This window comes from Tissierella sp., assembly GCF_031460495.1.
GTDB lineage: Bacteria > Bacillota > Clostridia > Tissierellales > Tissierellaceae > JAVKTS01.
In genome coordinates this window covers 502,247-528,388 of the sequence record NZ_JAVKTS010000003.1, presented here as the reverse complement: position 1 = coordinate 528,388, position 26,142 = coordinate 502,247, and the positions used below count along the sequence as shown (strand labels likewise).

Here is a 26,142-nt window from a genome sequence, read left to right as displayed (position 1 = left end):
ATAAATGGAGGGGATTTTATGAAGATTATGACTGTGTTTGGGACTAGGCCAGAAGGGATTAAAATGGCTCCAATAGTGAAAGAATTGGAAAAAAGAGAAGGTATTGAATCTGTTATATGTATTACTGGCCAACATAGGGAAATGTTAGATCAAGTTCTAAGAATATTTAATATTGAGCCTGATTATGATTTAAATATATTTAAACCTGGGCAAACTCTTACTGAAATTACAACTAGAGCATTAAAGGGGCTTGAAGAGGTAATCATAAAGGAGAGGCCTGATGTACTTTTAGTTCAAGGAGATACTACGACTGTATTTGCAGGAGCTTTGGCAGCCTTTTATCAAAGAGTAAAGATTGGCCATGTAGAGGCAGGACTTCGTAGTGGAAACCTATATTCCCCATATCCTGAGGAAGCTAATAGGAAACTAACTGGCATAATTACAGCTTATCATTTTGCACCAACAGAAAGAAATAGACAAAACTTATTGAAAGAAGATTATCCAGATGACAAAATTTTTATTACAGGCAATACAGTAATAGATGCTTTGAAGTATGTTATTAAAGATGATTACATATTTGAGCTGGATTTATTAAATAGTCTTGATTATGAAAATAAAAGAGTGATTTTAATGACAGCCCATAGGAGTGAAAACATTGGCGAACCTATGGAAGATATATTTACTGCCATAAGAGATATTATAGAAAAATATGAAGATGTAGAATTAGTTTTCCCAATGCATTTAAATCCTAAGGTAAGGGAAATAGCTTATTCAATTTTATCTAATAATCAGAGAATACATTTAATAGAGCCTTTAGATTATGAGTCTATGGAAAACCTTATGGCAAAGGTAAATTTAATAGTTACAGATTCAGGAGGACTTCAAGAAGAAGGACCAACCTTTGGCAAGCCTGTACTTGTAGTGAGAGAAGAAACTGAAAGACCAGAAGGAATAGAAGCAGGAACAGCAAAATTAGTAGGTACTAAATATAATGATGTATTTAATGAGCTTGACCTTCTACTATCCAATAAAGATGAATATAATAAAATGGCCAATGCAGTAAATCCATATGGAGATGGAAAGGCAAGTGAGAGAATAGTTGATATATTATTGAATAACAAATAGTGAATAGTGAATATATTAAAATCTTTTAACTATTAGTTATTAGTTCTTCACTATTGACTATCTTTCAGGGGGTGATTTTGTGGTAGATATATTAACTGAGCTTAGGGATAGCATTGATATGATTGAGGATGTTTTAAACTATGCATATGAAGGGTATGTATTAGTTGACCCTCAAGGTAGAATTGTAAAGATGAATTATGAAAAGCTTATGGGAATAAAAGAAGAAGATGCAATAGGGAAGCATGTTGAAGATATTATCGAAAATACCCGTATGCATATCGTAGTTAATACAGGGGTAAAAGAACTTAGAGATGTCCAAAGAATCCAAGGGCACGATATGATTACTAACCGTATCCCTATAATTAAGGGAGACAAAATCATTGGAGCAGTTGGTACAGTGCTTTTTAAGGATATAAGTGAAGTAAAGGAATTAGCCCATCAACTCCTTGATTTACAATCTAAGATAAATAAATATAAGGGAGAAATCGAAAGGATTGAGGGAAGTAAATATTCTTTTGATAGGATTATTACAGTAAATCCCAAAATGAACTATCTGAAAAAGGTAGGGCGAATGGCAGCGGAAACAAATTCTACTGTCCTCATAACAGGTGAATCTGGTACTGGAAAGGAACTCTTTGCCCATGCCATTCATAGGGCTAGCTATAGAAAGGGTGGAGGTTTTATTCCCATAAATTGCGCTGCAATTCCTAGGGATTTGTTGGAATCTGAACTTTTTGGATATGATAGTGGTGCATTTACAGGGGCTAAGAAGGAAGGTAAGCAAGGCAAGTTTGAAATCGCTTCAGGAGGGACAATTTTTTTAGATGAGATTGGAACCATGCCATTGGATATGCAAGCTAAGCTTTTGAGGGTTTTAGAAGCTAAGGAATTTGAGCGAATAGGTGGAAATAAAAAGATTGGATTGGATGCTAGGATTATTGCAGCCACCAATGAGAATATTGAGGAACAAATAAAAGCAGGTAAGTTTAGGGAAGATTTATATTATAGGTTGAATGTGGTATCAATAGAAATTCCACCCCTTAGAGATAGATTGGAAGATATAGATCCCTTAGCTGATAATCTTCTAGGATATTTAGTTAAAGAGATGAATGTAGGAGAAAAGGAACTTACTTCCAGCGCTCTTAAAATATTAAAATCCTATAATTGGCCAGGGAATGCAAGAGAACTAAGAAATGTATTAGAAAGAGCAATAAATCTATCATCAAGTAGGTTTATATTACCTGAACATTTGCCTGAAAGACTTGTAAAACATAAGAATTACACTACGACTGCCATAGAAGAAATACCTTTGCTAAAGGATGCTGTTCGTGACGCCGAAATAGAGGTTATAAGACAAGCTATAATATTAGCAAAGGGAAATAAATCGTTGGCAGCAGAAAAATTAGGGATTCATCGGACCGCATTATATAAGAAACTTGAAAAGTATGAAATGAAAGATTAAACCATTTGTGTATCCAATCGTATACAAAACATGGATAAATGTAGATAATTTGATACAAGTATCTTAGGAAAAGCAATTATTGTGTAGAAAAATATCTACAGATTTTCTTTTTTCTTTACAAAAAAAGAGAAATTGGTTTATAAATTTTAGAGTTTTAGCTAATTCCAATGCATAAAATAGTAAAATTCAACATAAAAACTTGGCATGATAATTGCAATAATAAGCAGATGGAAAATCATTATTGTAAGATATGATATAATCAATCTATCAATCATTATATTTTTATCCAAGAATATGGATATAAAAGAATTATAAAAAACAGGAGGTAGAAAATGATGAGAGAAGTAGTTATAGTATCAGCAGTTAGAACACCAGTAGGTGCTTTTGGTGGTAAATTTAAAGATGTTCCAGCAGTACAACTTGGTACTACAGTTGTAAAGGAAGCTTTGAAGAGAGCAAATGTAGATCCAAGCCTTGTTGACGAAGTAATCTTTGGAAATGTATTGCAAGCAGGATTAGGTCAAAACGTAGCTAGACAAGTATCCGTAGGTGCAGGAATCCCTATAGAAGTTCCTTCATTTACAATTAATAAGGTTTGTGGTTCAGGACTTAAAACTGTAGCATTGGCAGCTCAAGCTATTTTAGCAGGAGAAGCTGATATTGTAGTAGCAGGTGGTACAGAAAACATGAGCCAAGCTCCATATCTTTTAAAATCTGCTAGATGGGGACAAAGAATGGGTAATGGCGCTATTGAAGATTATATGGTACAAGACGGTTTATGGGATGTTTTCAATGATTATCATATGGGAATTACTGCAGAAAATATTGTAGAGAAATATGGTCTTACTCGTGAAGAACAAGATAATCTTGCGTTAGTTAGTCAAAACAGAGCAGAAGAAGCTGTTAAAAACGGCAGATTTAAAGAAGAAATCGTTGCTATTGAAATCCCTCAAAGAAAGGGAGATCCAATTATAGTAGATACAGATGAATATCCAAAGTTTGGTACTACTATTGAAACTTTGGCAAAACTTAGACCAGCGTTTAAAAAAGATGGTACTGTAACTGCAGGTACTTCTTCAGGTATTAATGACGGGGCAGCTGCATTAGTTGTAATGAGCAAAGAAAAGGCAGATGAACTTGGAATCAAACCATTAGCAACAATTGCATCATATGCTTCAGCAGGTGTAGACCCATCAATTATGGGAACTGGACCTATTCCAGCTACAAGAAAAGCTTTAGCTAAAGCTAACATGACTGTAGAAGACTTAGATCTAGTAGAAGCAAATGAAGCTTTTGCTGCTCAAGCATTATCAGTTATTAAAGACCTTAAATTAGATACAGAAAAAACAAATGTAAATGGTGGAGCTATTGCAATAGGTCATCCAATAGGAGCTTCAGGTGCAAGAATTTTAGTTACATTATTACACGAAATGGAAAAAAGAGATTCTAAAAATGGTTTAGCTACACTTTGTATAGGCGGAGGCCAAGGAATAGCACTGATAGTTAAAAGATAGGCGTTTTGATATCGAGTTAACATTTAACGATTAACAATTAGTAATGAAACCCAAAGACTGTCATCCTGAATGTAATGGAGGATCTTGGTTCTAAAATTCAATTGTTAATTGTTCTCTGTTAATTGTAAATTAAATATATACGGGAGGTTTTCTAATGAATAAGGTTATTTCAATAGATGAAGCTATAAACCATATTAAAGATGGCATGACTATTATGGTTGGTGGATTCTTAGGATGTGGTAGCCCACATAGACTAATGGACGCACTAGAAAAGAAAGGTGTTAAAGACTTAACATTAATCTGTAATGACTCTGGATTTCCAGAGATAGGTGCTGGTAAACTTGTAGTAAACAAACAAATTAAAAAACTTATCGCTTCTCATGTTGGTACAAATCGTGAGACTGGTAATCAAATGAACTCAGGTGAAATGGAAGTAGTTCTTGTACCCCAAGGTACTCTTGCTGAGCAAGTAAGAGCTGGAGGAGCTGGCCTTGGCGGATTCTTAACACCAACAGGAGTAGGTACAATAGTTGAAGAAGGTAAAGAAAAGATGGTAATTGATGGAAAGACTTATCTTCTTGAAATGCCGCTTAGAGCTGATGTAGCATTGATAGCTGGAGAAACTGTAGATGAATTTGGCAATATCGTTTATTATGGTGCAACAAGAAACTTCAATTCTCTTATGGCAACTGCTGCTGATATTGTAATAGTAGAAGCTGAAAAGGTTGTAAAAGTAGGAGATCTTGATCCTAATGATGTTGTTACTTCAGGAATATTTGTAGACTACATTGTTAACGGAGGTGACAAATAATGGATAAGAAAGAATTTATTGCTAAACGTGTAGCAAATGAATTAAAAGATGGAGACGTAGTTAACCTTGGTATTGGTTTACCAACTATGGTAGCTAACCATGTACCTGAAAATATAAGTGTTTACTTCCAATCAGAAAACGGATTCTTAGGTCTTGGACCTGCTCCTGAAGAAGGGAAAGAAGATCCTTATATAGTAAATGCTGGAGCTCAATGTGTAACTATTTTACCGGGGGGAATATTCTTCGACTCTGCGACTTCCTTTGGCATTATTCGTGGTGGCCACGTTGATATGACAGTACTTGGAGCACTTCAAGTAGACGAAAAAGGTAATTTAGCTAACTGGATGATCCCAGGAAAAATGGTACCAGGTATGGGTGGAGCTATGGACTTAGTTACAGGTGCAAAAAAGGTTATCGTAGCTATGGAACATACAGTAAAGGGAAATCACAAGATATTAAAAGAATGTAATCTTCCACTTACAGCTGCAGGCCAAGTAAATCTTATTATTACTGAAATGGGAGTTATGGAAGTAACTGAAAAAGGGCTACTTTTGAAAGAAATTAATCCAGAATATACTTTAGAGGAAGTACAAGCTGCTACAGAAGCAACATTAATAATTGCTGATGATTTAGTTAAAATGGAAATATAAGATATTGCCATAGATATTACCTACTATATGTGGGTAATATCTATGTAATATATAAATATTCAACTAAAGAGGAGGAAGTATAATGTTTAAAAAGTTAACAAATGTATTCGTAGCAATCGTTCAAAAGTATTTACCTGATGCATTCCTATTTGCAATTTTTCTAACAATCATTACATTAGCATTAGGTACAATATCTACAGGACAAAGCTTATTCACAATGATCAATCATTGGGGTAATGGAGTGTGGGCTTTACTAGCATTTTCAATGCAAATGGCATTAGTATTAGTTACTGGTCATACATTAGCTAGCTCTAAACCTTTCAAAGGCACTTTAAGAAGTTTAGCAAAGGTAGCAAAAACACCAACTCAAGCAATCTTTGCAGTTTCCTTAGTATCAGCTATTGCATGCTGGATTAACTGGGGTTTTGGTTTAGTTATTGGAGCATTGTATGCAAAGGAACTTGCAAAAGAGGTAGAAGATGTTGACTACAGACTTCTTATAGCGTCTGCTTACTCAGGATTTTTAGTTTGGCATGGAGGAATTTCAGGATCTATACCATTGACACTAGCAACTAATGCTGCTGCCAATGCTGCTCAAACAGCAGGAGCTATAACTGACATTATTCCAACAACAGAAACAATATTTTCAGTGTTAAACCTAGTAATTTCTGGTATCTTAATATTTACTTTGCCTTTAATTAACAGGGCAATGCATCCAGAGAAGAAGTTTACTGTAATAGTAGACAAGCATTTATTAGTAGATAAAGAAGAAGATGATTCTTTTGCTAAAAATGATACACCAGCTGATAAGGTTGAAAACAGCAAGATAGTTAATATTATTGTATTTGCAATTAGTATGACTTATATAGTAAATCACTTTATCACTAAGGGATTTGACTTAAACTTAAACATTGTAAATTTAATATTCCTAACATTTGGTATCTTATTCCACCAAACACCAAGGAGATTCATCCATGCTTTCGGTGAAGCTGCCAAGGGAGCAGGACCAATATTATTACAATTTCCATTTTATGCAGGTATTATGGGTATGATGACAGGTGCAACTCCTGAAGGAGTTAGTTTAGCAGGTCAGATATCCAATTGGTTCGTAAGTATAGCAACAGAAAAAACATTCCCACTATTTACTTTCTGGGCTGCAGGTATTGTTAATTTCTTCGTACCTTCAGGTGGTGGACAATGGGCAGTTCAAGCTCCTATTATGATGCCTGCTGGGTTAGAATTAGGTGTACCAGCTGCTAAAACAGCTATGGCTATTGCTTGGGGAGATGCTTGGACCAATATGATTCAACCGTTCTGGGCATTACCAGCTTTAGGTATTGCAGGACTTGGTGCTAGAGATATTATGGGATTCTGCTTAATGGACTTGATTTATTCAGGTGTAGTTATCTCATTAGCATTCCTGTTTTTATAAAAAGCACTTGATAAAAACTAGCTCTTGAGTCAAGAGCTAGTTTTCATATACGGCTTATGAAATCCTATGATATGACATTAAACTACTTGCATAATATTCTAAAATTTTATATAATTGCTATAGAAATATATGTTTTTCAACATATTATGACATACTAATGTTATAGTATGACATACTAAGGATAAATTACCTTTATTGAGGTGAAAATATGAAGAATAAAAACTATAAGGATACCCTTCAAAATCTAGGATTAATTAGCCAAATTGGATTGTCTGTGATTACACCTATTCTACTAGGTGTTTTCTTTGGGCAGCTCATTGATAAGAAATTAGGTTTGAATGGTATCTTTACTATTATTTTCATTATTCTTGGTGCTGGTGCAGGGTTTTTAAATATATTTAAATTGACTGTGGGCCTAAAAAATAAGAGGAAGTGAATAGATGAACAATCATTTAGTATTTAAAGTAGTTAAAAGAACAGCTATAGTTTCCTTACTTATTATAGGAATATCCGCCTTTGCTTTTAAAAATCCTAAGCCAGTTATACTTGGGTATGCATTTGGAGGGATTATTAGTATATTAGGCTTTAAATTGCTTCATAATACTATCAATAAGGCTGTAAATATGACACCTGGAAAGGCTACTGCTTATTCTACAGTACATTATATGTTGCGATACTTTATATACTTTATTGTTCTTGGAGTTGCAGCCTTAGCAGATTATCTCAACTTTCCAGCTGCTATTTTAGGGCTTTTGATAGTAAAATTTGTGATTTTGGGTTCAGGAATATTTGACAAAGATTTTCAAAGATAATTAATAAAAATTAATTATATACTGCATCTAGGAAATGCGGAAACCTAATATTGACTGCAAATGAAGGGAGGGATATTTTGGAACTATTAGTAAGAATCTTTGGAAGGGAAATCATTATACCCGACACTATCGTTAATATGTGGGTAGTTGTAATACTATTAATTATCTTTGCCTTAGTAGTTAATAGTAAAATTAAAAAGGCTAATGTAGATGAAGTACCATCGAATTTCCTAAATGTTGTAGAAATGTTGGTTGAAGCTGTAGAAGGATTAGTTAGAAGTACTATGGGGCCGCAAAATATGCAATTTGCACCATATATGCTTACTTTAGCGTTATTCTTAGCTGTAGCTAATTTATTTGGATTACTAGGTTTTTCACCACCTACATCTGATTATTCAGTTACCTTATCTTTAGCTTTAGTCACTTTTGTATTAACCCAATTCTGGAAAATAAAAAATTCAGGAAGTATCTTTAAGTATCTTAAAGGATATACGGAGCCTATGGCATTTTTAACTCCGCTGAATGTAATAGGTGACTTAGCTAATCCAATTTCATTATCTTTCCGTCTATTTGGAAATGTAATGAGTGGTGGTATTATTATGGCATTACTATACCAAGCATTGGGAATTTTTGCACCAATTATAGCAACTCCGTTACATGCTTATTTTGATGTGTTTTCTGGATTGCTACAAACTTTTATATTTATTATGTTATCTATGATATTCATAGGTGGTAGAGAAGAATAATACTGTTTTTTAAAATTTGGGAGGAGGAAGAAAAATGATACAAGGAATAACAAGTGAAGCTTTTATATTAGGATGCTCAGCAATAGGTGCAGGTCTTGCTATGATCGCAGGTATAGGTCCTGGAATTGGTCAAGGTAATGCAGCAGGTCAAGGTGCAGCAGCAGTAGGTAGACAACCAGAAGCTAAAGGTGATATTACTTCAACTATGCTTTTAGGTCAAGCAGTAGCAGAGACAACAGGTATTTACGGATTGGTTATTGCGATAATTTTACTATTCGTTAGACCACTATTAACAGCTTATTTAGCTCTAGGATTATAATATCTATTGAAATATCATTTTGAGTATTTCAAGATAAGGAGGTAAGATTATGATACAAGTTAGAACCTTACCAGAGCTTTCTTCTATGATCCTAGCTTGGGCTGCTTTGTTTTTACTCTTTTTAATGCTTAGGCATTTCCTACACAAGCCAGTTTCCAAGGCTTTAAGTGATAGACAGGAAAAAATCAAATCAGATATTGATGGAGCTAAGGTTTTGAGAGAAGAAGCTACAGCTCTAAAGGATGGTTATGAGTCAAAAATAAGCCATGCTAAAAAAGAAAGTCAAGAAATCATAGAATCTGCTAGAAAGCGTGGAGAGGAATTAAAGGAAGGTATTGTTGTTGAAGCTAGAAAAGAAGCTGAGGCCATAATCTCTAGAGCTAGACGAGAAATAGTTCGTGAAAGAGAAGTTGCTTTCCAAGATATTAAATCTCAAGCCGGAGAAATGGCGGTATTAATAGCCTCCAAAATCATGGAGGAGAAAATTAATATGGATAGTCAAAAAGGTTTAATCGATAAATTTATTGATGAGGTAGGTAATTCAAAATGGCAAAGTTAGTTGGTAAAAGATATGCTTTAGCATTATTTGAAGCTGGAATTGATACTAACAAGATTTCCATATTTGATAAAGAATTAGATTACCTAAAGTCAATATTTACTTCAGAACCAAAATTGCTTCAGATATTACATCATCCAAAGATTAGTAAAAAAGAAAAACATTCTTTAATAGATGAACTTTTCAAAGATAAGATATCCACTGAAATGGTGAATTTCCTATATGTTTTAATTGATAAAAGACGAGAAGCTCATATTTTGGAGATAATAGATAGTTATAAAGAATTATTTAATGAACATGAAAATATTGTTAGAGTTGTTGCTGTAACAGCAGTACCTATGGAAGAAAAAGCTAAGTCTAAACTTATGACAATTCTTATGAATAAGTTAGACAAGAAAATTGAACTAACCAATAATGTGGATAGTACTATTATTGGAGGAGTTTTATTAAAGGTTGAAAACAAACTTGTAGATGGCACTGTAAGAGGCCAACTAGAGGCTATAGGGAAAGCCATTAGTGGGGCGACAAACTAGAAGAGTGAGGTGAGAAAATGGAGTTAAGACCAGAAGAAATAAGTTCAATTATTAAGGAACAAATTAAAAGATATGAAAAATCATTAGATATGGTAGATATAGGTACTGTTATTCAGGTAGGAGACGGTATCGCTAGGATTCATGGCTTAGAAGGATGTATGGCTGGAGAACTAGTTGAGTTCCCAGGTGAAGTCTTTGGTATGGCATTAAACTTAGAGGAGGACAATGTAGGTTGTGTTCTTTTAGGTTCTGATAAGGAAATCAGAGAGGGAGATGTTGTAAAGAGAACTGGTAGAATTGTTGAAGTTCCAGTAGGAGATGCGATGATAGGTAGAGTTGTTAATGCCCTTGGTCAACCAATTGATGGTAAGGGTGCTATAAATACTACTAAATTTAGTCCTATTGAGAAAATTGCTCCAGGGGTTATTACAAGAAAGTCTGTTAACCAACCTTTGCAAACAGGTATTAAAGCAATAGACTCCATGATCCCAATAGGTAGGGGTCAAAGGGAACTTATTATCGGAGATAGACAAACTGGAAAGACGGCAATTGCCATTGATACAATTATCAATCAAAAAGGTCAAGATGTTATCTGTATCTATGTAGCCATAGGTCAAAAGAGATCTACAGTAGCTCAAATAGTTGATACACTTGAGAAACGCGGTGCAATGGATTACTCTGTAGTTGTATCATCTACAGCAAGTGAATTGGCACCTCTTCAATATATTGCTCCATATGCTGGTGTAACCATCGCTGAAGAATTTATGGCAAATGGGAAAGATGTACTAATAGTATACGATGATTTATCAAAGCATGCTATTGCATATAGAGCCATGTCTTTACTTTTAAGACGACCACCAGGAAGAGAAGCTTTCCCTGGAGATGTATTTTATCTTCACTCAAGACTTCTTGAGAGAGCTGCAAGACTAGATGAAAAATTTGGTGGAGGGTCTATTACTGCCCTGCCAATTATAGAAACACTAGCTGGAGATATTTCAGCATATATTCCAACTAATGTTATTTCTATCACTGATGGACAGATTTTCTTAGAGACAGATTTATTCTTTGCAGGTCAAAGACCACCAATTAACTCAGGACTTTCTGTTTCAAGAGTTGGAGGTTCTGCACAAATAAAGGCGATGAAAAAGGTTGCAGGGAGAATTAAGTTGGAACTTGCACAATATAGGGAGTTAGCAGCTTTTGCTCAATTTGGTTCAGAACTAGACAAGGAAACTAAAGGAGTACTTGATCAAGGAGAACGAATGCTTCAGATATTAAAGCAACCTCAATATAGTCCGGTATCTGTTGAACATCAAGTAGTTATATTTTATGCTGCGCTTAACAAATATCTTACAGATATTCCTGTAAATAGGATATCTGCCTTTGAAAAGGAATTCTTACAGTTTGTAGATAATAGCTATCCAGACATAATAGAAGATATTAAAACAACAAAAGATTTAACTGATGAAAATGTGGAGAAAATAAAAACAGCAATCGCTGAATTTAAGAAGAATTTTCAATAATTGTCAATTGACAATTGCCTAAAGGTGGTGTAAATTTTGGCTGGAACAACAAGAGATATTAAAAGACGAATAAGAGGAATTAGTAATACAAAGCAGATTACTAAGGCTATGGAGTTAGTTTCTTCTGCGAAGCTAAAGCGTGCCCGTGATAGGATAGAAAGATCTAGACCATATTATAATACTGTTCTTGATAATATTCAGGATATATTAGCTACTACAGGTAATATGAAACATCCTCTGTTGGATAATAGAGAGGTGAAATCTTCTTTATATATTGTAGTAGCTGCAGATCGTGGACTTGCTGGAGGTTATAATGCTGGTATCATTAGATTGGCAGAAAAAAATATTAGAGAAAAGAACATCAAGACTAAGATTATCACAGTAGGAACTAAAGCTCGTGAATACTTTAAAAGAAGAGATTATGATGTAGTTGGTGAATTCACTGGCATCACTGAAGAACCAAATTTTTCTGATGCTAGAAAAATTGGTAATCTAGCCTTGAATCTATATAAGAATAGAGAAGTAGATGAAATAAATATAGTCTATACTCGTTTCTTGGGTACTATTTCGCAACAGCCTGCAATAATGAGACTACTTCCTTCTGATGAGGTTCATAAAGGAGAAAAAAAGGTAAAGACTATTACAGAATTTGAACCTTCTACTGAAGAAGTATTATCTTATTTGATTCCTAAATATATACAAAGTAGTATTTTTGGTGCTCTTATTGAGTCATCCTGTAGTGAACAAGCTGCTAGAAGAGTTGCTATGGAATCTGCTACAGATAATGCGGAAGAAATGATTGATGAGTTACAAATTAGCTATAATAGAGCAAGACAGGCAGCAATTACCATGGAAATATCTGAAATTGTTTCCGGTGCTGAGGCTCTAAAGTAACAATGAAAGGAGAGGGCAAATGGAAAAGAACATTGGAAAAATTGTTCAAGTTATAGGCCCCGTAGTTGATATTAGGTTTAGTGAAGATAATCTACCAGAGCTATTAAATGCTATTGAGATAGAAAAAGATGGTAAGAAGATAGTTGTAGAAGTAGCTCAACATATTGGTGATGACATTGTTAGATGTGTTTCTATGGATTCGACAGATGGACTTGTTAGAGGTATGGAAGCTGCTAATACTGGTAAATCTATTGCTGTTCCTGTAGGTAAGGAGACCTTGGGAAGACTTTTCAATGTATTAGGTGAACCGATTGATGGTAAGGGAGAAGTTAAAGCTACTCAAACTTCTCCAATTCATAGACCTGCTCCATCCTTTGAGGAACAAGAGACTTCTAAGGAAATATTTGAAACGGGGATTAAAGTAGTTGACCTTATAGCACCATATTCTAAGGGTGGTAAGGTAGGCTTATTTGGAGGTGCTGGAGTAGGTAAAACAGTACTAATACAAGAGCTAATAAATAATATTGCAATACAACACGGTGGATTATCAGTTTTTACAGGTGTAGGAGAGAGGACTAGGGAAGGTAATGACCTTTACTATGAAATGATTGAATCTGGAGTAATTGATAAGACTGCATTAGTATTTGGTCAAATGAATGAGCCACCTGGAGCAAGGATGAGGGTAGCACTAACAGGTCTTACTATGGCAGAATATTTTAGAGATCAAGAAGGTCAAGATGTATTATTATTTATAGATAATATATTTAGATTTACTCAAGCAGGATCAGAAGTATCAGCTTTACTTGGTAGAATGCCATCAGCTGTAGGGTATCAACCAACCTTAGCTACAGAAATGGGTGAACTTCAGGAGAGGATTACTTCAACTAAGAAAGGTTCAATTACATCTGTTCAAGCTGTATATGTACCTGCTGACGACTTAACTGACCCAGCCCCTGCTACTACTTTTGCTCACTTAGATGCTACGACTGTATTATCTCGTTCTATATCAGAATTAGGTATTTATCCAGCAGTTGATCCATTGGATTCAACTTCTAGGATATTAGACCCTGAAATAGTTGGGCAAGAGCATTATGAAGTAGCTAGACAGGTACAGGAAGTGCTTCAAAGATACAAAGACTTACAGGATATTATTGCGATCCTTGGTATTGATGAACTTTCTGATGATGACAGATTGACTGTTGCTAGGGCAAGGAAGATACAAAGATTTTTATCCCAACCTTTTAGCGTAGCAGAACAATTTACAGGAATCAAGGGTGCTTATGTACCTATTAAGGAGACTGTTAGAGGATTTAAGGAAATCCTTGAAGGTAAGCATGATGATATACCAGAGGCGGCATTCCTATTCATGGGTACTATTGATGATGTAATAGAAAATGCTAAGAAAATGGAGGGTTAATTATGTCTACTTTTCATTTGGAGATTGTAACCCCCGATAGACTTTTCTTTTCAGAACAAGTAGAGTCAGTTGTTGTTCGTGGAATAGAGGGTGATCTTGCTATCCTAAAAGGAAGAGCGCCGATTACTACACCTCTTAAGATTGGGAAAGTAAGGATATTCCAAGACGGGGAAGAAAAGGTAGCAGCAGTAGTAGATGGATATATTTCAGTAGTAGATGATAAAGCCACTATAGTTACTGAAGCTGCTGAGTGGCCTGATGAAATAGATGTAGAAAGAGCTAAGGCTGCTAAAGAGCGGGCAGAATCTATGCTCAAGGAAAGAAAAGAAAATATAGATATTAGACGAGCAGAGCTTGCTCTTCAACGTGCAATAAATAGATTAGATGTTTCGGGTTTAAAAAAATTTGATTAATATTTAGGTATAAAAAGTGCCCTCTCATGGTAATACTTTTATCATAGGGAAAGGGTACTTTTTTTATTTAAATGTTTTGTCCCCCTTTACATTTTTAAAAAATACTCTTTCCTTTAAATTTTAAGGAGGGAACCTAAAATGAAAAAGAATTTTAAAAAAATAATCTTATTTGCAATTATTATATCTTTATTAATACCAGCATTGACAATGGCAGGCAAAAAACATACTGAATCTGATGTACTATCTTTAATGTTAAAAGAGTTAAATGGACAATTCCTCGAAGGGGATTTAAATATGGGAGGAATAATTTTAGATGAATTTATATCTAAGGATGCAGTTGAATCAATGGGCGGAGAGATAAAGACTAAAATGGGAATAATGGGTGAAGAGTTTAATGTTAATATGGATAATACTGATGTAGATAAGGAGTATTATTCAAAGGAAAGTATTTATGAAGAAAACTTTAATCATCTGGCAATTCATGGAATAGATAGTAAAGGAAATTCAGTAACTGTAATGATATCCTCATATTTTGACTCAGACTCTAAGAAGGGGGAAACAACTCTATTTATTAATTTTATAAAAAGCGGGAAATATTTTAATATTAGTGGTATAATAGAAAGGACTGAAGGTATTTTTAAGAAATTCAGCAAACCTGTAGAAATAACTACTTGCATTATTGGCACAATTGATGGAAAATTAAAAGAAGAAGACTTAAAGAAGAATGTTAGTTATGCCATGAGAGAGGTAAAGGGGAAAGTAGTTGAAGAATACTTTGATTCATCAATATCAAGCTATACAGCCTTTACACCTCTAATTGAGAGTTCTATATTTTCTGGTGAAAAGAAGATTAATCTGAATTTGGCAATCAGGTACAATGAATTTGAAGACAAGACTTATATATGGATTGGAACACCTATTATTACCACAGGATATTAAAGTAGGAGGAGATGTTTTTGGAAAAAATAATGGTGGAAAAAAGCCCTCCATTGAAAGGAAGAGTAAGGATATCAGGTGCAAAAAATTCAGCACTTCCAATACTAGCTGCTTCTTTACTTGGGACAGAGGATATTATACTAGATGATGTACCAAAATTAAAAGATGTAGAAGTAATGTGTGAAGTACTCAAGTCATTGGGCTCTAAGGTTGAGCATTTGGATAAAAGTACTATAAAGATTAATTCTGCAAATATCAATAATTATGAAACAAAATACGAACTTATGAGTAAAATGAGGGCATCATTCTTAGTCATGGGACCACTACTATCAAGACTAGGTAAGACTAAAAACTCTTTACCTGGAGGATGTGCTATAGGAACAAGGCCTATAGATTTGCATCTAAAAGGATTTAAGGCATTGGGAGCAACAATAGATGTGGATCATGGTAATATTAATGCTTATGCAGACAAATTAGTAGGAGAAAAAATTTACTTAGATTTTCCTTCTGTTGGAGCAACAGAGAATATTATGATGGCAGCAGTCTTAGCCCAAGGTGAGACTATCATCGATAATGCAGCTATGGAACCTGAAATAGTTGACTTAGCTAGCTTTTTATCCAAACTTGGGGCAGATATTAAGGGTGCAGGAACATCTACTATTAGAATTAAGGGCGTAGAAAAATTAGGTGGAGGAGTTCACTCCATTATTCCAGACAGAATTGAGGCAGGTACTTTTATGGTAGCCGCAGCAATAACTGGTGGAGATATAATCGTAGAAAATGTAATTACATCACATGTTAAACCAGTAATAGCAAAACTTAAGGAAGCTGGTTGTGAAGTAATTGAAAATGAAGATACTGTTAGGGTCATAGGGACAAAGAATTTAAAGGCAATAGATGTGAAAACTATGCCGTATCCAGGATTCCCTACAGATATGCAGGCTCAATTTATGGCATTAATGAGTCTATGTGAAGGTACTTCTGTATGTATTGAAACTGTATTTGAAAACAGATTTATGCATGTTGATGAACTAAAGAGGATGGGAGCAGATATTAAGATAGATGGTAGATCCGCAATTATACAAGGTGTTAGTAATTTAACTTCAGCCCCAGTCAAAGCCTCAGACTTAAGAGCAGGTGCAGCTTTAGTTCTTGCAGGATTAGTATCAGAAGGAGTAACAGAAATAGACAATATTTATCATATTGATAGAGGATATGATGATATAGAAGAAAAATTCTCCAAATTGGGAGCTATAATATATAGGAAATAAAAAAGTGCTTTAGCACTTTTTTTATTTCCTATTTTAATTTAAAAGCAAACATTAAATCACAGGGACGGTTCTTGTGGTTTATTTGTTTTCTTAAACTCTTCACTATCAGTTATTCACTATCTTCACTAAATTAAAGCATAAAGCTTTAGTTATTGGCATATTATATTTTATACTATACTAATGCAAAGAGGAGGAGACGATGAGAAAACTAGGGATTTATATATCGATGGTCTTAATAATAACTATATTGTTACCTACAGTTATTGTTAAGACCTTTAAATTTGTACCTAAAGGAAATTCTGCTCAAGGAGAGGCTTTAGAAGAAGAGATAAAACCAATATTAGAAGTTGAGGAAAAGCCCATTGTAGTTGGTTATGTATATGACAAAATTAAATTTTATAATAATAAATCAGGATTAGTAGAAGAAATGAATATAGATGATTATGTAAAGGGAGTAGTAGCAGCAGAAATGCCAGCAGCATTCCATATAGAAGCCCTAAAAGCACAGGCAATAGCTGCTAGAACTTATGCTATTTCTAGGAATCTCAAGTATAAGGAAGGGCACCCCGATCATAGCTCGGCTCCTATATGTAGTGGTATACATTGTCAAGCCTATCTATCTTTTTCTCAGCTAGGAGAACTAAATGGAGAATCTTGGATAGAAAATTACTGGCCTAAGATAGAGGAGGCTGTGAACCTTACTAAAGGATTAGGTATTTTTTATAATGGAGAGATCATTGAACCTCTTTATCATTCCACATCTGGAGGCAGGACTGAAGATGTAAAGGATGTTTTTGCAGCAGAGTTGCCATATTTAAAATCAGTGACTAGCCCTTATGAAGAAGAAGCTCCAAAATTCAAAAATACTATTACCTTAACAACAACTGAATTCATTGAAAAAATTAAATCAAAATACCCAAAGGTTAATTTAAATAAGGATAATCTCCCAGACAAAATCAAGTTAATAGATAGAACAATAACTGGCAGAGTAAAAAAAATTGCAATAGATGGAATTATACTTGAGGGTAGAGATTTAAGGGATTTATTTGCATTAAATTCAACTAATTTTATTATATCCATGGATAAAAAGTTAAATATCATAGACATAGAGACCTATGGATTTGGTCATGGGGTGGGCATGAGTCAATGGGGAGCCAATGGAATGGGTAAGCATGGAAGTAATTTTGAAGAGATATTAAAGCATTATTATACTGGGGTTGAGATTAGGTCAATTAGCAATTAACAATTGATGAAAAGCACTTAAAATTTCTATTATTTTTCCATTAATTTTTTTATTTTTTCTTAATATTCCTTGTATGATTTTTCATCAACTGGAAATACTAGTTAATGGAGGTGGGGATATGAAAAAAAAATTAACTGAGTTAATGGAAAAGGAAGGATTTATTTTACTTTTATTTCTGTGTGTATGTGTAGTTGCAGGGGGGACCCTTTTTATATCCAAGAGAAATTTAAATGCTACAAATGCAAAGCTAGGAAGTGATAATTTCACCATTGTAGATGATGACCCAGGGAAAACTACTTCATATGATGAGGATTTAGAATTGTCCATGCTCGCTGACAAAGAAATGGAAGCTAGTAGTTCTGATGAAGACTCAGAAGAGCTAGTGGAAGAAAGTCCAGAGGATGTTATAGAAGTACTATTACCTGAGGATGATTATTCAGAAGATGATATGGAGGAATTAGAATTTGAAGACGAGGAAGAAGAGGCTGATTCAAATTTTGTGGTAAAGGACTTATCCTTTATTCTACCACTTGATGGGTCAATAATCACAGAATACACAACAGATTCTTTGGTGTATTCAGAGACTCTTGAATCTTGGGTAGGTCATGGAGCAATTGACATTGGTGGCAAAGAAGGGGACAACATTAAAGCAGCAGCTGATGGAATTGTAAAGGAAGTATATGAAGACCAGTTATGGGGAATAGTCATAGTAATAGAGCATAATGAGGAACTGCAAACCCGATATTCAAATTTAGCTACTAAAGACATGGTAACCGTAGGCACACAGGTCCGGAAAGGTGATCATATCTCCAAAGTAGGAAAGACTGGAAAAATAGAGATGTTAATGGAGCCTCATATTCATTTTGAAGTCATAAAAAATGGGAAAATAGTAGATCCTCGTTCTATTATGGATTAAAAAAGCATAAGTATTTATTAATAATACCCAAAATCTTAAGGGGGGTTAATCAATGAAGGATTATATAGAAGAGAGAGCCTTAGAAATTGCAAAATACATAGTAAGTGAAAAAGCTACTGTTAGGCAAGCTGCTAAAGTTTTTGGTGTTAGTAAGAGCACGGTACACAAAGACGTAACAGAGAGATTACCAAGGATAAACCCTCTTGTTGCAACAATGGTGAAAAGTATTTTGGATACTAATAAGGCAGAAAGACATATTAGAGGCGGTAAGGCAACTAAGATGAAATATAGTGCAGTTAATGAGTAAAAAGTCCCAAATTTGGGATTTTTTAATTTTTTGTCATATTTTAGAAAATATTTTGCAAAAAAAGAAGGATTTTTAGATTTTATGTAGAATATAATATAAGATAAGGACAATTAGGGGGGACTTTTAATGTGTGGATTAAGAGCGGATATAGGCATAGACTTGGGTACTGCCAGTGTATTAGTCTATGTAAAAGGAAAAGGAATAGTTTTAAAGGAGCCATCTGTTGTTGCAATTGATCAAAATACAAATAAATTTTTAGCTGTAGGTGAAGAAGCAAGGAAGATGTTAGGTAGGACTCCGGGAAATATTGTGGCAATCAGGCCTCTAAGGGATGGAGTTATATCTGATTATGATATAACGCAAAGAATGTTAAAGTATTTTATACAGAAATCTGTTGGGAAGTATTTATTTAAACCAAGAGTAATAGTATGTGTACCAAGTGGAATAACAGAAGTAGAAAAGAGAGCGGTTATAGAGGCTACTAATCAAGCAGGATCAATTAAAACCTACCTGATTGAAGAGCCTATTGCTGCTGCCATTGGAGCAGGAATTGATATTACGGAACCAAATGGAAATATGATAGTAGATATTGGTGGTGGAACTACAGATGTGGCCGTGATTTCATTAGGTGGTATAGTAGTAAGTCGTTCTATAAAAATAGCTGGGGATGAATGTGACGAATCCGTAACTAAATATATTAGGAAAAAATATAATATGATGATTGGAGAAAGATCCGCTGAAGAACTAAAACTTAGTATTGGCTCTGCATTTAAAAGAGAAACTGAAGAATTTAAAGAAATAAGGGGAAGAAATTTACTTACAGGATTACCTATTACAGTAAATATCTCTTCTACAGATATGCTTGAAGCCCTCAAGGATCCAGTTCAAGAGATCATTGATACAGTTCACGCAGTCCTAGAAAGAACTCCACCAGAATTAGCTGCTGATATTAGCAACAAGGGGATTATACTCACAGGAGGAGGAGCTCTTCTATATGGACTGGACAAGCTAATCGCAGATAGGACGGGAATTCAGGCAGTAGTAGCAAATGAGCCTGTTTCTTGTGTTGCAAGAGGAACTGGAAAAGCTTTGGATTGGGTTCAGTTTCTTGATAGTACTATAGTAGAAGATAATAGCATTAAAAAATATAGGGACTAAAGTAATAGATAAAGTTTTTGAAAAAATTGTCGATAACAATATAGATATAAAAATTAGGATGTGATAATTGTGAATAGAGGATTATATATTGGTGCAACTTCTTTAGTTACTAATCAAAGAAGATTAGATGTTCTTACAAATAATCTAGCTAATATAAATACTTCTGGATATAAAAAGGATATTTCTCTTACAGAATCCTTTCCAGAAAAATTGTTAGCTAAGATGAGTAGAACTCCTGAATATGGAAATATACCAAGAGGAGCTAATATTACATACGAAAACAATGGTGAAGTCCATACTGCTCGTACAGACGAAGGTTTTTTCGTTGTAAATACTTCAAGAGGTAGATCCTATGTAAAAGAAATTCAATTTGTTGTGGATGAAGAAGGATATTTAAAGACTTCTTACAAGAATTTAGATGATGAATATAAAACTGATTATGAGAATTATATAACTGATAGTAATGGAAATCCTTTACAAGGAGTTGGGGATATAGAAAATCTTCTTCAGGGTGCTGTTTACAATCCACCATTACATGTAATTGGTACTATGAGTGGAGGAGTTAGATTCCAAAAGATGGTTACTGATTTTACTAATGGTAGCTTTATGGATACTGGCGGAAGGTTAGACTTGGCTATAAAAGGAAATGGATTTTTCAAAGTTGAAGGTGAAGATGGAGAAGCTTTATATACAAGAAACGGATCATTTTCCATAACAAATGGCTTTTTATCTGATTTAGATGGTAAGAGAATATTAGGCCAAAATGGAGCAATTCCTTTAAATGGAGGAAATATAGATATTTTAGCAAATGGTAATGTCTTTGTAGATGATGTTTTAATAGATACTTTGGATATAGTAGATATCGACAATAAGGAATTCCTTAGAAAAAGAGGAGACAATCTTTTCTATGTGGCGGAAAATGCCGTAGTAGGAGAAACTCCCTTTAATGGAGAAGTATTACAAGGTTATTTAGAAGGTTCAAATATGAATCCAATATCTGGAATGGTGGAAATGATTACTCTCCTAAGAGAGTTTGAATCAAATCAAAAGGTAGTTAGGATGCAAGATGAAATGATGGAAAGAGCAGCTAATGAAATAGGAAGAGTATAGGAGGAGTAAAATGAGGTCACTATGGACTGCAGCTACAGGCATGAAGGCGCAACAATTTAATATAGACACAATATCAAATAACTTAGCTAATGTAAATACTACTAGTTACAAGGTACAAAGGTCAGAATTTAAAGACTTGTTTTATGCAAATTTAAAAAGAGCTAATGTTAATGACGACCAAGGAAGACCAGTTAATTTAGAAGTCGGTCATGGAGTTATGCCTGTTGCTACAAAGAGAGATTTTAGGACAAGTAGTTTTATGGAAACACAGTCAACTTTTGATTTCGCATTAAATGGAGCAGGATTTTTCGCTGTGGAATTGCCAAATGGAGATATAAGGTATACTAGAGATGGAAGTTTTAAATTGAGTATAGACGGCGATGAGGCTACTATAGTTACTTCTGAGGGATATTTTGTACTTAGTGAAGATGAAGATTTGATAGTTATAGAAGAAGGAATATCCGATATCTCAGTTGATGAGTTAGGATATGTATATGGCAAGGATGAAGATGGTGAATCAGTTGAAGTTGGAAGATTTATGCTTGTAAATTTCATGAACCCAGAGGGACTTCAATCTGAAGGACAAAACCTATATAGTGCAACAACTGCATCAGGAGAAGAAATTTTTTTAGAAGCTGAGGAAATGAGTACCAAGGTAATCCAAGGATATCTAGAAGCTTCAAATGTTCAAGTGGTAGATGAAATGGTAAAGATGATTACAGCTCAAAGAGCTTATGAAATCAACTCAAAGGCTATTACCACTGCCGATGAAATGCTACAAATGGCAAATAACTTGAAGAGATAATGGGGTGTATTAGATGGAAATAACACCAACTGGTAATGTTATAAACAATGAGAAAGATTATTCTATAGTGCAGAAAAAGATGGAAAATCTAAACAAGAATCCTGATGATAAAAAACTTATGGATGCTTGCAAGGAGTTTGAGAGTATATTCACCTATATGATGCTAAAAGAGATGAAGAAAACTGTTCCAGATAATGGAATAATAGAAAAATCTCAAGGAAGCATTATGTTTGAAGAGATGTATCTAGAAGAATTGTCTAAGGATATGTCCAATGGAGATAATGGCATTGGCATGGCGAAGATTTTATATGATCAATTTAAAAAAGGATATATTAACTTATAAAAAATAGATTTAGGGGATAACCCCTAAATCTATTTTTTTCCTACTGTTACATTTGGTTTTTGAAATAATGGATTGATTTGATAAGTTACATCAGAACCATTTACTACAAATTCTACTATAGATAGGTCATATATATCTTCTGCTTTAGCAGGTGTTTTTGTATTTATTCCAATATATCTGATATTATCTCTTAAATCTGAGGTATTAGAATTTCCTCCGTGTACTACAAATACATTCTTCCCTCTATCCCTAGCTTCAATTAAATATTTATGGAATAAGTTAGCTTCTAAAGTATCTGTAAAACCATTTGCACCAAATACTGGTGAGGATAATAACAATACTATATTATTTTCTTTAATATTCTCTAAATCCTTTCTAAGACTATTCCATTGCTCAGGATTTGTGGCTCTAATTCCACCTTTTTGAGTATTTACATGTAAGAAGAACATGTCTTTATGATTATTCTTATTGTAATTACCTGAAGCATTTATTATGGATGAATTCTTAAGGTCTTTTTTAAACTCTTCAGAGACACCATTTAATAAAACTCCTACATTATTGTTGTTTATTCTAGATTTGATCTTAGAAGTAGCATCATATTTAACTAATTCATCTAATCCAGTAGGCTCAGATGTAATTCCAATTGAGAAACCTTCTGCCTTTACTTCTGATTTAACATTTTTATTATCCTTTAAAGCACTAGGAGTAGGTATTGTAATATTTCCTAATACCGGTGTGTATTGAGCAATTAACCCGTCAAACAGTAATTCACCACTTTGCTTCTTAAGACTATCAGTTTCAACTGCATAAACTTTTTCTATGGTAATAGGATAGCTTATATTTGTAGGTAGATTAGCAGTTACATATTTCCATCCAGTCCAGTCCACATTTTTAGCAAAATCTATATAATGACTATTACCCTTATTGTCCTTGATGATCCCTCTTAACCAACTGCCGCTATTATCTCCACTAACCCACAATCCAAGACTTTTAGGATTTCCAGGAATAGCCATTCCTAAGTTTTTACCAGTTATTAAATTTACATATGCAGCTCGAGTTTTTTCACCCTTGGAGAAATCATATTTAAGGGATACAGAAGATTTGCCTTCCTTTGCATCGCTATTAAGGTTTACTTCTCCAGTAACAGTATTAGGATAGGAAGTGAATTTTATATTCTCAATATTTTCAAATCCTGAAACTAATTTAGCATCGTTGCCCACATATACATGAATATTTCTTAAGCCTTCCCCAATTTTTGCAGTTAATATTCCTGCTCGTGGTGCTTTTTCGCTATAGAATACATTGTTAACTACATACCCAATTTCATTTATAGTGCTAAATGTAATATCTTCAGGATATATCTTTGCTTCAAATCCCATGGCATCCTTTCCTGAAAATATAGGTAAAGTTCTTTCACTATTTATACCTATAGTAAAGCTCGATAGACTAGTATTTATATCCTTTATAGTGCCAAGTACATTAAGGTCTATAGAAGTTACTATGTCTTCATATTTAACTGTAATCTTAGCCTGTCCAGTGGATTCAGCCTTAAATACATTGCCCTCTATATTTCCTTCTACACCTTCAATAGTAAATTCAAGCTTAGTCTCATCCAAAGTTACAGGATTATAATATTCGTCATATCCCTTTATATTTAGTTTTCTAGTAGTGTCTACAAACATATTAGTGTCATCTGTTGAAATTTTGATATTGGTTAGTTTTCCTTCAGGAGCGTTGGAGAATACTCCTACAGCATTAATTACCAATCTTTCAGTACCCTCAGAAGGCTTGTTTACTACAGTTGCTTTACTTTCATCAATTGCTTTGATAGCCATGGCAGTAGAACCGCCTCCGTCTAAGTTAAGTGCATTGTGAGCACCTAAATCTCTCATTATAGCTCCAAACATTTCTTGGCTAACGCCTTTAAAGGATGAGTCTCTACCATCTATTGTAACTAAAATAATCTCAGTTCCTTCTTTACTAATACCAATCCCGGATCTTGGATGATCACCAGGAGATGAAGTATCAGGATTTCTCAATTCTCCATTCTCTAGAATAAAACTTCCTCCACCCATGGAAAATTTAATTTCATTAATATCAGGGGCAGATTTTACTTTTAATTCCATCTTATCCCCTACAGATAGACCTAAAAGTTCTTGTGCTCTCGGTCCTCTTACAATGAGAACATATCCATTTTCAGGGATTGCTACAGCTTCTTTACCTTGTCTAACTTCAGCTACTACATCATTATCTACAACTACTTCTACTGCATCATTATGATATTTCGTACCTATTGACTCAGGTCCCCAGTTTTTATTTAATAAGGTTACAGTTTGAAACTCTGTAAAAATTACATTATTTACTACATTTACTCTAATACTCTTTTCTGTATTTAGATTAACCGCATCAATAGTAGTATTAAAATAACCTATCTTTCCTTGGTTCAATACATCTATAAAAAAGCTAGGTAAGGGATTGCTTTCCCTAGACATACTCACTAATTCTCCCTCGCTGATCAATGGACTTAGAGCCCAAGGTAGTGGAGTGTAGCTAAAGAAGTCCCCATTGATTCCTGCAACAGCATTATGCTTTTCTACTAAGGAACTAACCTTATCTCTTTTTATTATACTTTCAGGGTTGATAAGACCCTTAATATCTGTATAGGGATCTAACAAATCGATTCTTAAAACATTTATATTCCACCATCCTGCAGTGGTAAATTTCATTATCTTCTCATGTACTACCCCTGAGGAAATATTATTCTTTTCCACAGTTTCATAAATAGAATAGGGCATATTTACAGTTATTTTATTTGCCAGTACCCCTGTAGAAGATGTAAAGATTGTGGCAGCAGCAATAAAACACACAAAAACTTTTTTGATATTCTTTCTCATAATCTCACCTCGTTGTATTTTCCAATAGTTTTCCGTCAAATATTACAGTACCGGTTCACCCCCTACCCATATAAATTTTACCAATTTAATTATATAATGTTAATGTATCAATTGGGTTACAAAGATATTACAAGTTTAGGACAATGGGGAAGCTGATGGTAAGAACTAACTCAGTTGGAATAAAGAGGTAAAAATTAAGACTATGTACCTAAGTTAAAAATACAAAAAATAAAAAAGGACTAAATTTTCATTTAGTCCTTTTCGTCGGTTCTATGGTCGGGGTGAGAGGATTTGAACCCTACAACCAGCTATAATTGAATTGCAAAATCAATTATTAGAAGTACAGGAGTACATTATAATTCATAGATGGAAAGATTGTTAGGAGGTATATAAGATGATCTACAATATATTTGAAAATCTAATTAATGCTGGTAGGTATGAAAAGAAAGATATGAATAATAAACTAGATGTATTTCTAGCTTTTGACATGATTACTGTAGAATAATATCAAGAATTACATGGATTAGTTTAATGTAGAATAACCTTAGAAGGGCTTCTTTATGCCCTTCTAAGAAATTACTTTGCTACAATAGTTAAAGATACATCATTGTCAGCTGGATTAATATAGATATTTACTTGATGATCATCTTTTGTTGCGTTTATGAGAATTGGCTTATCAACAGTTAGATTCCAAGAATCACTTTCAAGTATATCTATATAATCTTCTATGACTTTTTCTTGAGTTGCATTCTTCACAATGTAAGTTGCAGAGCTATATTCATTTTCTTTGCCTTGTTGAAGAATTTCAACAAATTTCATATCAGGGTGATTGGGTAAGAATGGGAATTCTTTAGTATAGTTAGTATTATTATCTTCAGCACTATTATCAGTAGTGGTACAGCCTACTAAAACAAATGTACAAATAAGTATAACAAAAATAACTTTTTTCATA

General features: G+C 34.0%; 27 protein-coding genes. 25 read left to right on the top strand and 2 right to left on the bottom strand.

Features of this window, described 5'->3' with window-relative positions:
* Nucleotides 1-18: 18 nt before the first annotated feature.
* From wecB to RIN63_RS10065, 25 genes are all read left to right on the top strand, one after another.
* Entirely contained in the window at nt 19-1,125 is a 1,107-nt protein-coding gene (gene wecB, locus RIN63_RS10185) for a non-hydrolyzing UDP-N-acetylglucosamine 2-epimerase (RefSeq protein ID WP_310444627.1), read from the top strand.
* Between the two features lie 79 nt (nt 1,126-1,204).
* Entirely contained in the window at nt 1,205-2,587 is a 1,383-nt protein-coding gene (locus tag RIN63_RS10180; protein ID WP_310444626.1) for a sigma 54-interacting transcriptional regulator, read from the top strand.
* A gap of 332 nt (nt 2,588-2,919) precedes the next feature.
* Nucleotides 2,920-4,101 carry an acetyl-CoA C-acetyltransferase gene (locus tag RIN63_RS10175; RefSeq protein WP_310444625.1) on the top strand — a complete coding sequence of 394 codons (1,182 nt, stop codon included), beginning with the start codon at nt 2,920-2,922 and terminating at the stop codon, nt 4,099-4,101.
* A 154-nt stretch (nt 4,102-4,255) separates the two neighbouring features.
* Nucleotides 4,256-4,912 carry a 3-oxoacid CoA-transferase subunit A gene (locus tag RIN63_RS10170; RefSeq protein ID WP_310444624.1) on the top strand — a complete coding sequence of 219 codons (657 nt, stop codon included), beginning with the start codon at nt 4,256-4,258 and terminating at the stop codon, nt 4,910-4,912.
* A complete protein-coding gene (locus tag RIN63_RS10165; RefSeq protein WP_310444622.1) occupies nt 4,912-5,562 on the top strand; it encodes a 3-oxoacid CoA-transferase subunit B in 651 nt (216 codons plus the stop codon). Before RIN63_RS10170 ends, RIN63_RS10165 begins: the two co-directional genes overlap by 1 nt.
* Nucleotides 5,563-5,644: 82 nt before the next feature.
* Complete coding sequence (locus tag RIN63_RS10160) at nt 5,645-6,994, top strand: short-chain fatty acid transporter (RefSeq protein ID WP_310444621.1); 1,350 nt, start codon at nt 5,645-5,647, stop codon at nt 6,992-6,994.
* Between the two features lie 208 nt (nt 6,995-7,202).
* The gene (locus RIN63_RS10155) at nt 7,203-7,430 is read left to right on the top strand and encodes an AtpZ/AtpI family protein (protein ID WP_310444620.1); all 228 of its coding nucleotides are present in this window, start codon (nt 7,203-7,205) and stop codon (nt 7,428-7,430) included.
* A gap of 4 nt (nt 7,431-7,434) precedes the next feature.
* Nucleotides 7,435-7,806 carry an ATP synthase subunit I gene (locus tag RIN63_RS10150; protein ID WP_310444619.1) on the top strand — a complete coding sequence of 124 codons (372 nt, stop codon included), beginning with the start codon at nt 7,435-7,437 and terminating at the stop codon, nt 7,804-7,806.
* 77 nt (nt 7,807-7,883) lie between these two features.
* Nucleotides 7,884-8,552: a F0F1 ATP synthase subunit A gene (gene atpB / locus RIN63_RS10145; protein ID WP_310444618.1), complete on the top strand. Its 669-nt coding sequence runs from the start codon at nt 7,884-7,886 to the stop codon at nt 8,550-8,552.
* Nucleotides 8,553-8,586: 34 nt separating this feature from the next.
* Entirely contained in the window at nt 8,587-8,871 is a 285-nt protein-coding gene (gene atpE, locus RIN63_RS10140; RefSeq protein WP_310444617.1) for an ATP synthase F0 subunit C, read from the top strand.
* A 49-nt stretch (nt 8,872-8,920) separates the two neighbouring features.
* The gene (gene atpF / locus RIN63_RS10135) at nt 8,921-9,430 is read left to right on the top strand and encodes a F0F1 ATP synthase subunit B (protein ID WP_310444616.1); all 510 of its coding nucleotides are present in this window, start codon (nt 8,921-8,923) and stop codon (nt 9,428-9,430) included.
* Nucleotides 9,418-9,960 carry a F0F1 ATP synthase subunit delta gene (locus tag RIN63_RS10130; protein WP_310444615.1) on the top strand — a complete coding sequence of 181 codons (543 nt, stop codon included), beginning with the start codon at nt 9,418-9,420 and terminating at the stop codon, nt 9,958-9,960. The genes atpF and RIN63_RS10130 overlap by 13 nt, the downstream gene beginning before the upstream one ends.
* A gap of 17 nt (nt 9,961-9,977) precedes the next feature.
* Nucleotides 9,978-11,483: a F0F1 ATP synthase subunit alpha gene (gene atpA / locus RIN63_RS10125; protein WP_310444614.1), complete on the top strand. Its 1,506-nt coding sequence runs from the start codon at nt 9,978-9,980 to the stop codon at nt 11,481-11,483.
* Between the two features lie 36 nt (nt 11,484-11,519).
* A complete protein-coding gene (gene atpG / locus RIN63_RS10120; RefSeq protein ID WP_310444613.1) occupies nt 11,520-12,377 on the top strand; it encodes an ATP synthase F1 subunit gamma in 858 nt (285 codons plus the stop codon).
* Between the two features lie 19 nt (nt 12,378-12,396).
* Nucleotides 12,397-13,794 (top strand): F0F1 ATP synthase subunit beta, encoded by a 1,398-nt coding sequence (gene atpD, locus RIN63_RS10115; RefSeq protein ID WP_310444612.1) that lies wholly within the window; start codon nt 12,397-12,399, stop codon nt 13,792-13,794.
* 2 nt (nt 13,795-13,796) lie between these two features.
* Complete coding sequence (locus RIN63_RS10110; RefSeq protein WP_310444611.1) at nt 13,797-14,207, top strand: F0F1 ATP synthase subunit epsilon; 411 nt, start codon at nt 13,797-13,799, stop codon at nt 14,205-14,207.
* A 138-nt stretch (nt 14,208-14,345) separates the two neighbouring features.
* A complete protein-coding gene (locus RIN63_RS10105; protein WP_310444610.1) occupies nt 14,346-15,146 on the top strand; it encodes a YwmB family TATA-box binding protein in 801 nt (266 codons plus the stop codon).
* Nucleotides 15,147-15,163: 17 nt separating this feature from the next.
* Nucleotides 15,164-16,414: a UDP-N-acetylglucosamine 1-carboxyvinyltransferase gene (gene murA, locus RIN63_RS10100; protein WP_310444609.1), complete on the top strand. Its 1,251-nt coding sequence runs from the start codon at nt 15,164-15,166 to the stop codon at nt 16,412-16,414.
* Nucleotides 16,415-16,613: 199 nt separating this feature from the next.
* On the top strand, nt 16,614-17,657 hold the full coding sequence (spoIID, locus tag RIN63_RS10095; RefSeq protein WP_310444608.1) for a stage II sporulation protein D: 1,044 nt from the start codon (nt 16,614-16,616) through the stop codon (nt 17,655-17,657).
* A 118-nt stretch (nt 17,658-17,775) separates the two neighbouring features.
* Complete coding sequence (locus tag RIN63_RS10090) at nt 17,776-18,573, top strand: M23 family metallopeptidase (protein WP_310444607.1); 798 nt, start codon at nt 17,776-17,778, stop codon at nt 18,571-18,573.
* 52 nt (nt 18,574-18,625) lie between these two features.
* Nucleotides 18,626-18,880 (top strand): sporulation transcriptional regulator SpoIIID, encoded by a 255-nt coding sequence (gene spoIIID / locus RIN63_RS10085; RefSeq protein ID WP_310444606.1) that lies wholly within the window; start codon nt 18,626-18,628, stop codon nt 18,878-18,880.
* Nucleotides 18,881-19,006: 126 nt separating this feature from the next.
* Nucleotides 19,007-20,038 (top strand): rod shape-determining protein MreB, encoded by a 1,032-nt coding sequence (gene mreB / locus RIN63_RS10080; RefSeq protein WP_310444605.1) that lies wholly within the window; start codon nt 19,007-19,009, stop codon nt 20,036-20,038.
* A gap of 69 nt (nt 20,039-20,107) precedes the next feature.
* Nucleotides 20,108-21,148 (top strand): flagellar hook-basal body protein, encoded by a 1,041-nt coding sequence (locus RIN63_RS10075; protein WP_310444604.1) that lies wholly within the window; start codon nt 20,108-20,110, stop codon nt 21,146-21,148.
* Nucleotides 21,149-21,158: 10 nt separating this feature from the next.
* Nucleotides 21,159-21,953 (top strand): flagellar basal-body rod protein FlgG, encoded by a 795-nt coding sequence (gene flgG / locus RIN63_RS10070; protein ID WP_310444603.1) that lies wholly within the window; start codon nt 21,159-21,161, stop codon nt 21,951-21,953.
* A 13-nt stretch (nt 21,954-21,966) separates the two neighbouring features.
* The gene (locus RIN63_RS10065) at nt 21,967-22,296 is read left to right on the top strand and encodes a rod-binding protein (RefSeq protein WP_310444602.1); all 330 of its coding nucleotides are present in this window, start codon (nt 21,967-21,969) and stop codon (nt 22,294-22,296) included.
* 29 nt (nt 22,297-22,325) lie between these two features.
* On the opposite strand, the gene RIN63_RS10060 is transcribed toward RIN63_RS10065, so the two are convergent.
* Together RIN63_RS10060 and RIN63_RS10055 are read right to left on the bottom strand one after the other, a co-directional pair.
* A complete protein-coding gene (locus RIN63_RS10060; RefSeq protein ID WP_310444601.1) occupies nt 22,326-25,190 on the bottom strand; it encodes a phosphodiester glycosidase family protein in 2,865 nt (954 codons plus the stop codon).
* 576 nt (nt 25,191-25,766) lie between these two features.
* Nucleotides 25,767-26,141: a hypothetical protein gene (locus tag RIN63_RS10055; RefSeq protein WP_310444600.1), complete on the bottom strand. Its 375-nt coding sequence runs from the start codon at nt 26,139-26,141 to the stop codon at nt 25,767-25,769.
* Nucleotide 26,142 lies beyond the last annotated feature (1 nt).

Bases quoted from the DNA above. Each gene is read 5' to 3' on its own strand.
- flgG (WP_310444603.1), top strand. From the start codon at position 21,159: ATGAGGTCACTATGGACTGCAGCTACAGGCATGAAGGCGCAACAATTT.
- RIN63_RS10175 (WP_310444625.1), top strand. From the start codon at position 2,920: ATGATGAGAGAAGTAGTTATAGTATCAGCAGTTAGAACACCAGTAGGT.
- mreB (WP_310444605.1), top strand. From the start codon at position 19,007: ATGTGTGGATTAAGAGCGGATATAGGCATAGACTTGGGTACTGCCAGT.
- spoIID (WP_310444608.1), top strand. From the start codon at position 16,614: ATGAGAAAACTAGGGATTTATATATCGATGGTCTTAATAATAACTATA.
- wecB (WP_310444627.1), top strand. From the start codon at position 19: ATGAAGATTATGACTGTGTTTGGGACTAGGCCAGAAGGGATTAAAATG.
- RIN63_RS10090 (WP_310444607.1), top strand. From the start codon at position 17,776: ATGAAAAAAAAATTAACTGAGTTAATGGAAAAGGAAGGATTTATTTTA.
- RIN63_RS10130 (WP_310444615.1), top strand. From the start codon at position 9,418: ATGGCAAAGTTAGTTGGTAAAAGATATGCTTTAGCATTATTTGAAGCT.
- atpF (WP_310444616.1), top strand. From the start codon at position 8,921: ATGATACAAGTTAGAACCTTACCAGAGCTTTCTTCTATGATCCTAGCT.
- RIN63_RS10155 (WP_310444620.1), top strand. From the start codon at position 7,203: ATGAAGAATAAAAACTATAAGGATACCCTTCAAAATCTAGGATTAATT.
- atpA (WP_310444614.1), top strand. From the start codon at position 9,978: ATGGAGTTAAGACCAGAAGAAATAAGTTCAATTATTAAGGAACAAATT.
- spoIIID (WP_310444606.1), top strand. From the start codon at position 18,626: ATGAAGGATTATATAGAAGAGAGAGCCTTAGAAATTGCAAAATACATA.
- RIN63_RS10110 (WP_310444611.1), top strand. From the start codon at position 13,797: ATGTCTACTTTTCATTTGGAGATTGTAACCCCCGATAGACTTTTCTTT.
- RIN63_RS10165 (WP_310444622.1), top strand. From the start codon at position 4,912: ATGGATAAGAAAGAATTTATTGCTAAACGTGTAGCAAATGAATTAAAA.
- RIN63_RS10150 (WP_310444619.1), top strand. From the start codon at position 7,435: ATGAACAATCATTTAGTATTTAAAGTAGTTAAAAGAACAGCTATAGTT.
- RIN63_RS10105 (WP_310444610.1), top strand. From the start codon at position 14,346: ATGAAAAAGAATTTTAAAAAAATAATCTTATTTGCAATTATTATATCT.
- RIN63_RS10160 (WP_310444621.1), top strand. From the start codon at position 5,645: ATGTTTAAAAAGTTAACAAATGTATTCGTAGCAATCGTTCAAAAGTAT.
- RIN63_RS10065 (WP_310444602.1), top strand. From the start codon at position 21,967: ATGGAAATAACACCAACTGGTAATGTTATAAACAATGAGAAAGATTAT.
- RIN63_RS10055 (WP_310444600.1), bottom strand. From the start codon at position 26,141: ATGAAAAAAGTTATTTTTGTTATACTTATTTGTACATTTGTTTTAGTA.
- RIN63_RS10060 (WP_310444601.1), bottom strand. From the start codon at position 25,190: ATGAGAAAGAATATCAAAAAAGTTTTTGTGTGTTTTATTGCTGCTGCC.
- atpD (WP_310444612.1), top strand. From the start codon at position 12,397: ATGGAAAAGAACATTGGAAAAATTGTTCAAGTTATAGGCCCCGTAGTT.
- atpE (WP_310444617.1), top strand. From the start codon at position 8,587: ATGATACAAGGAATAACAAGTGAAGCTTTTATATTAGGATGCTCAGCA.
- RIN63_RS10170 (WP_310444624.1), top strand. From the start codon at position 4,256: ATGAATAAGGTTATTTCAATAGATGAAGCTATAAACCATATTAAAGAT.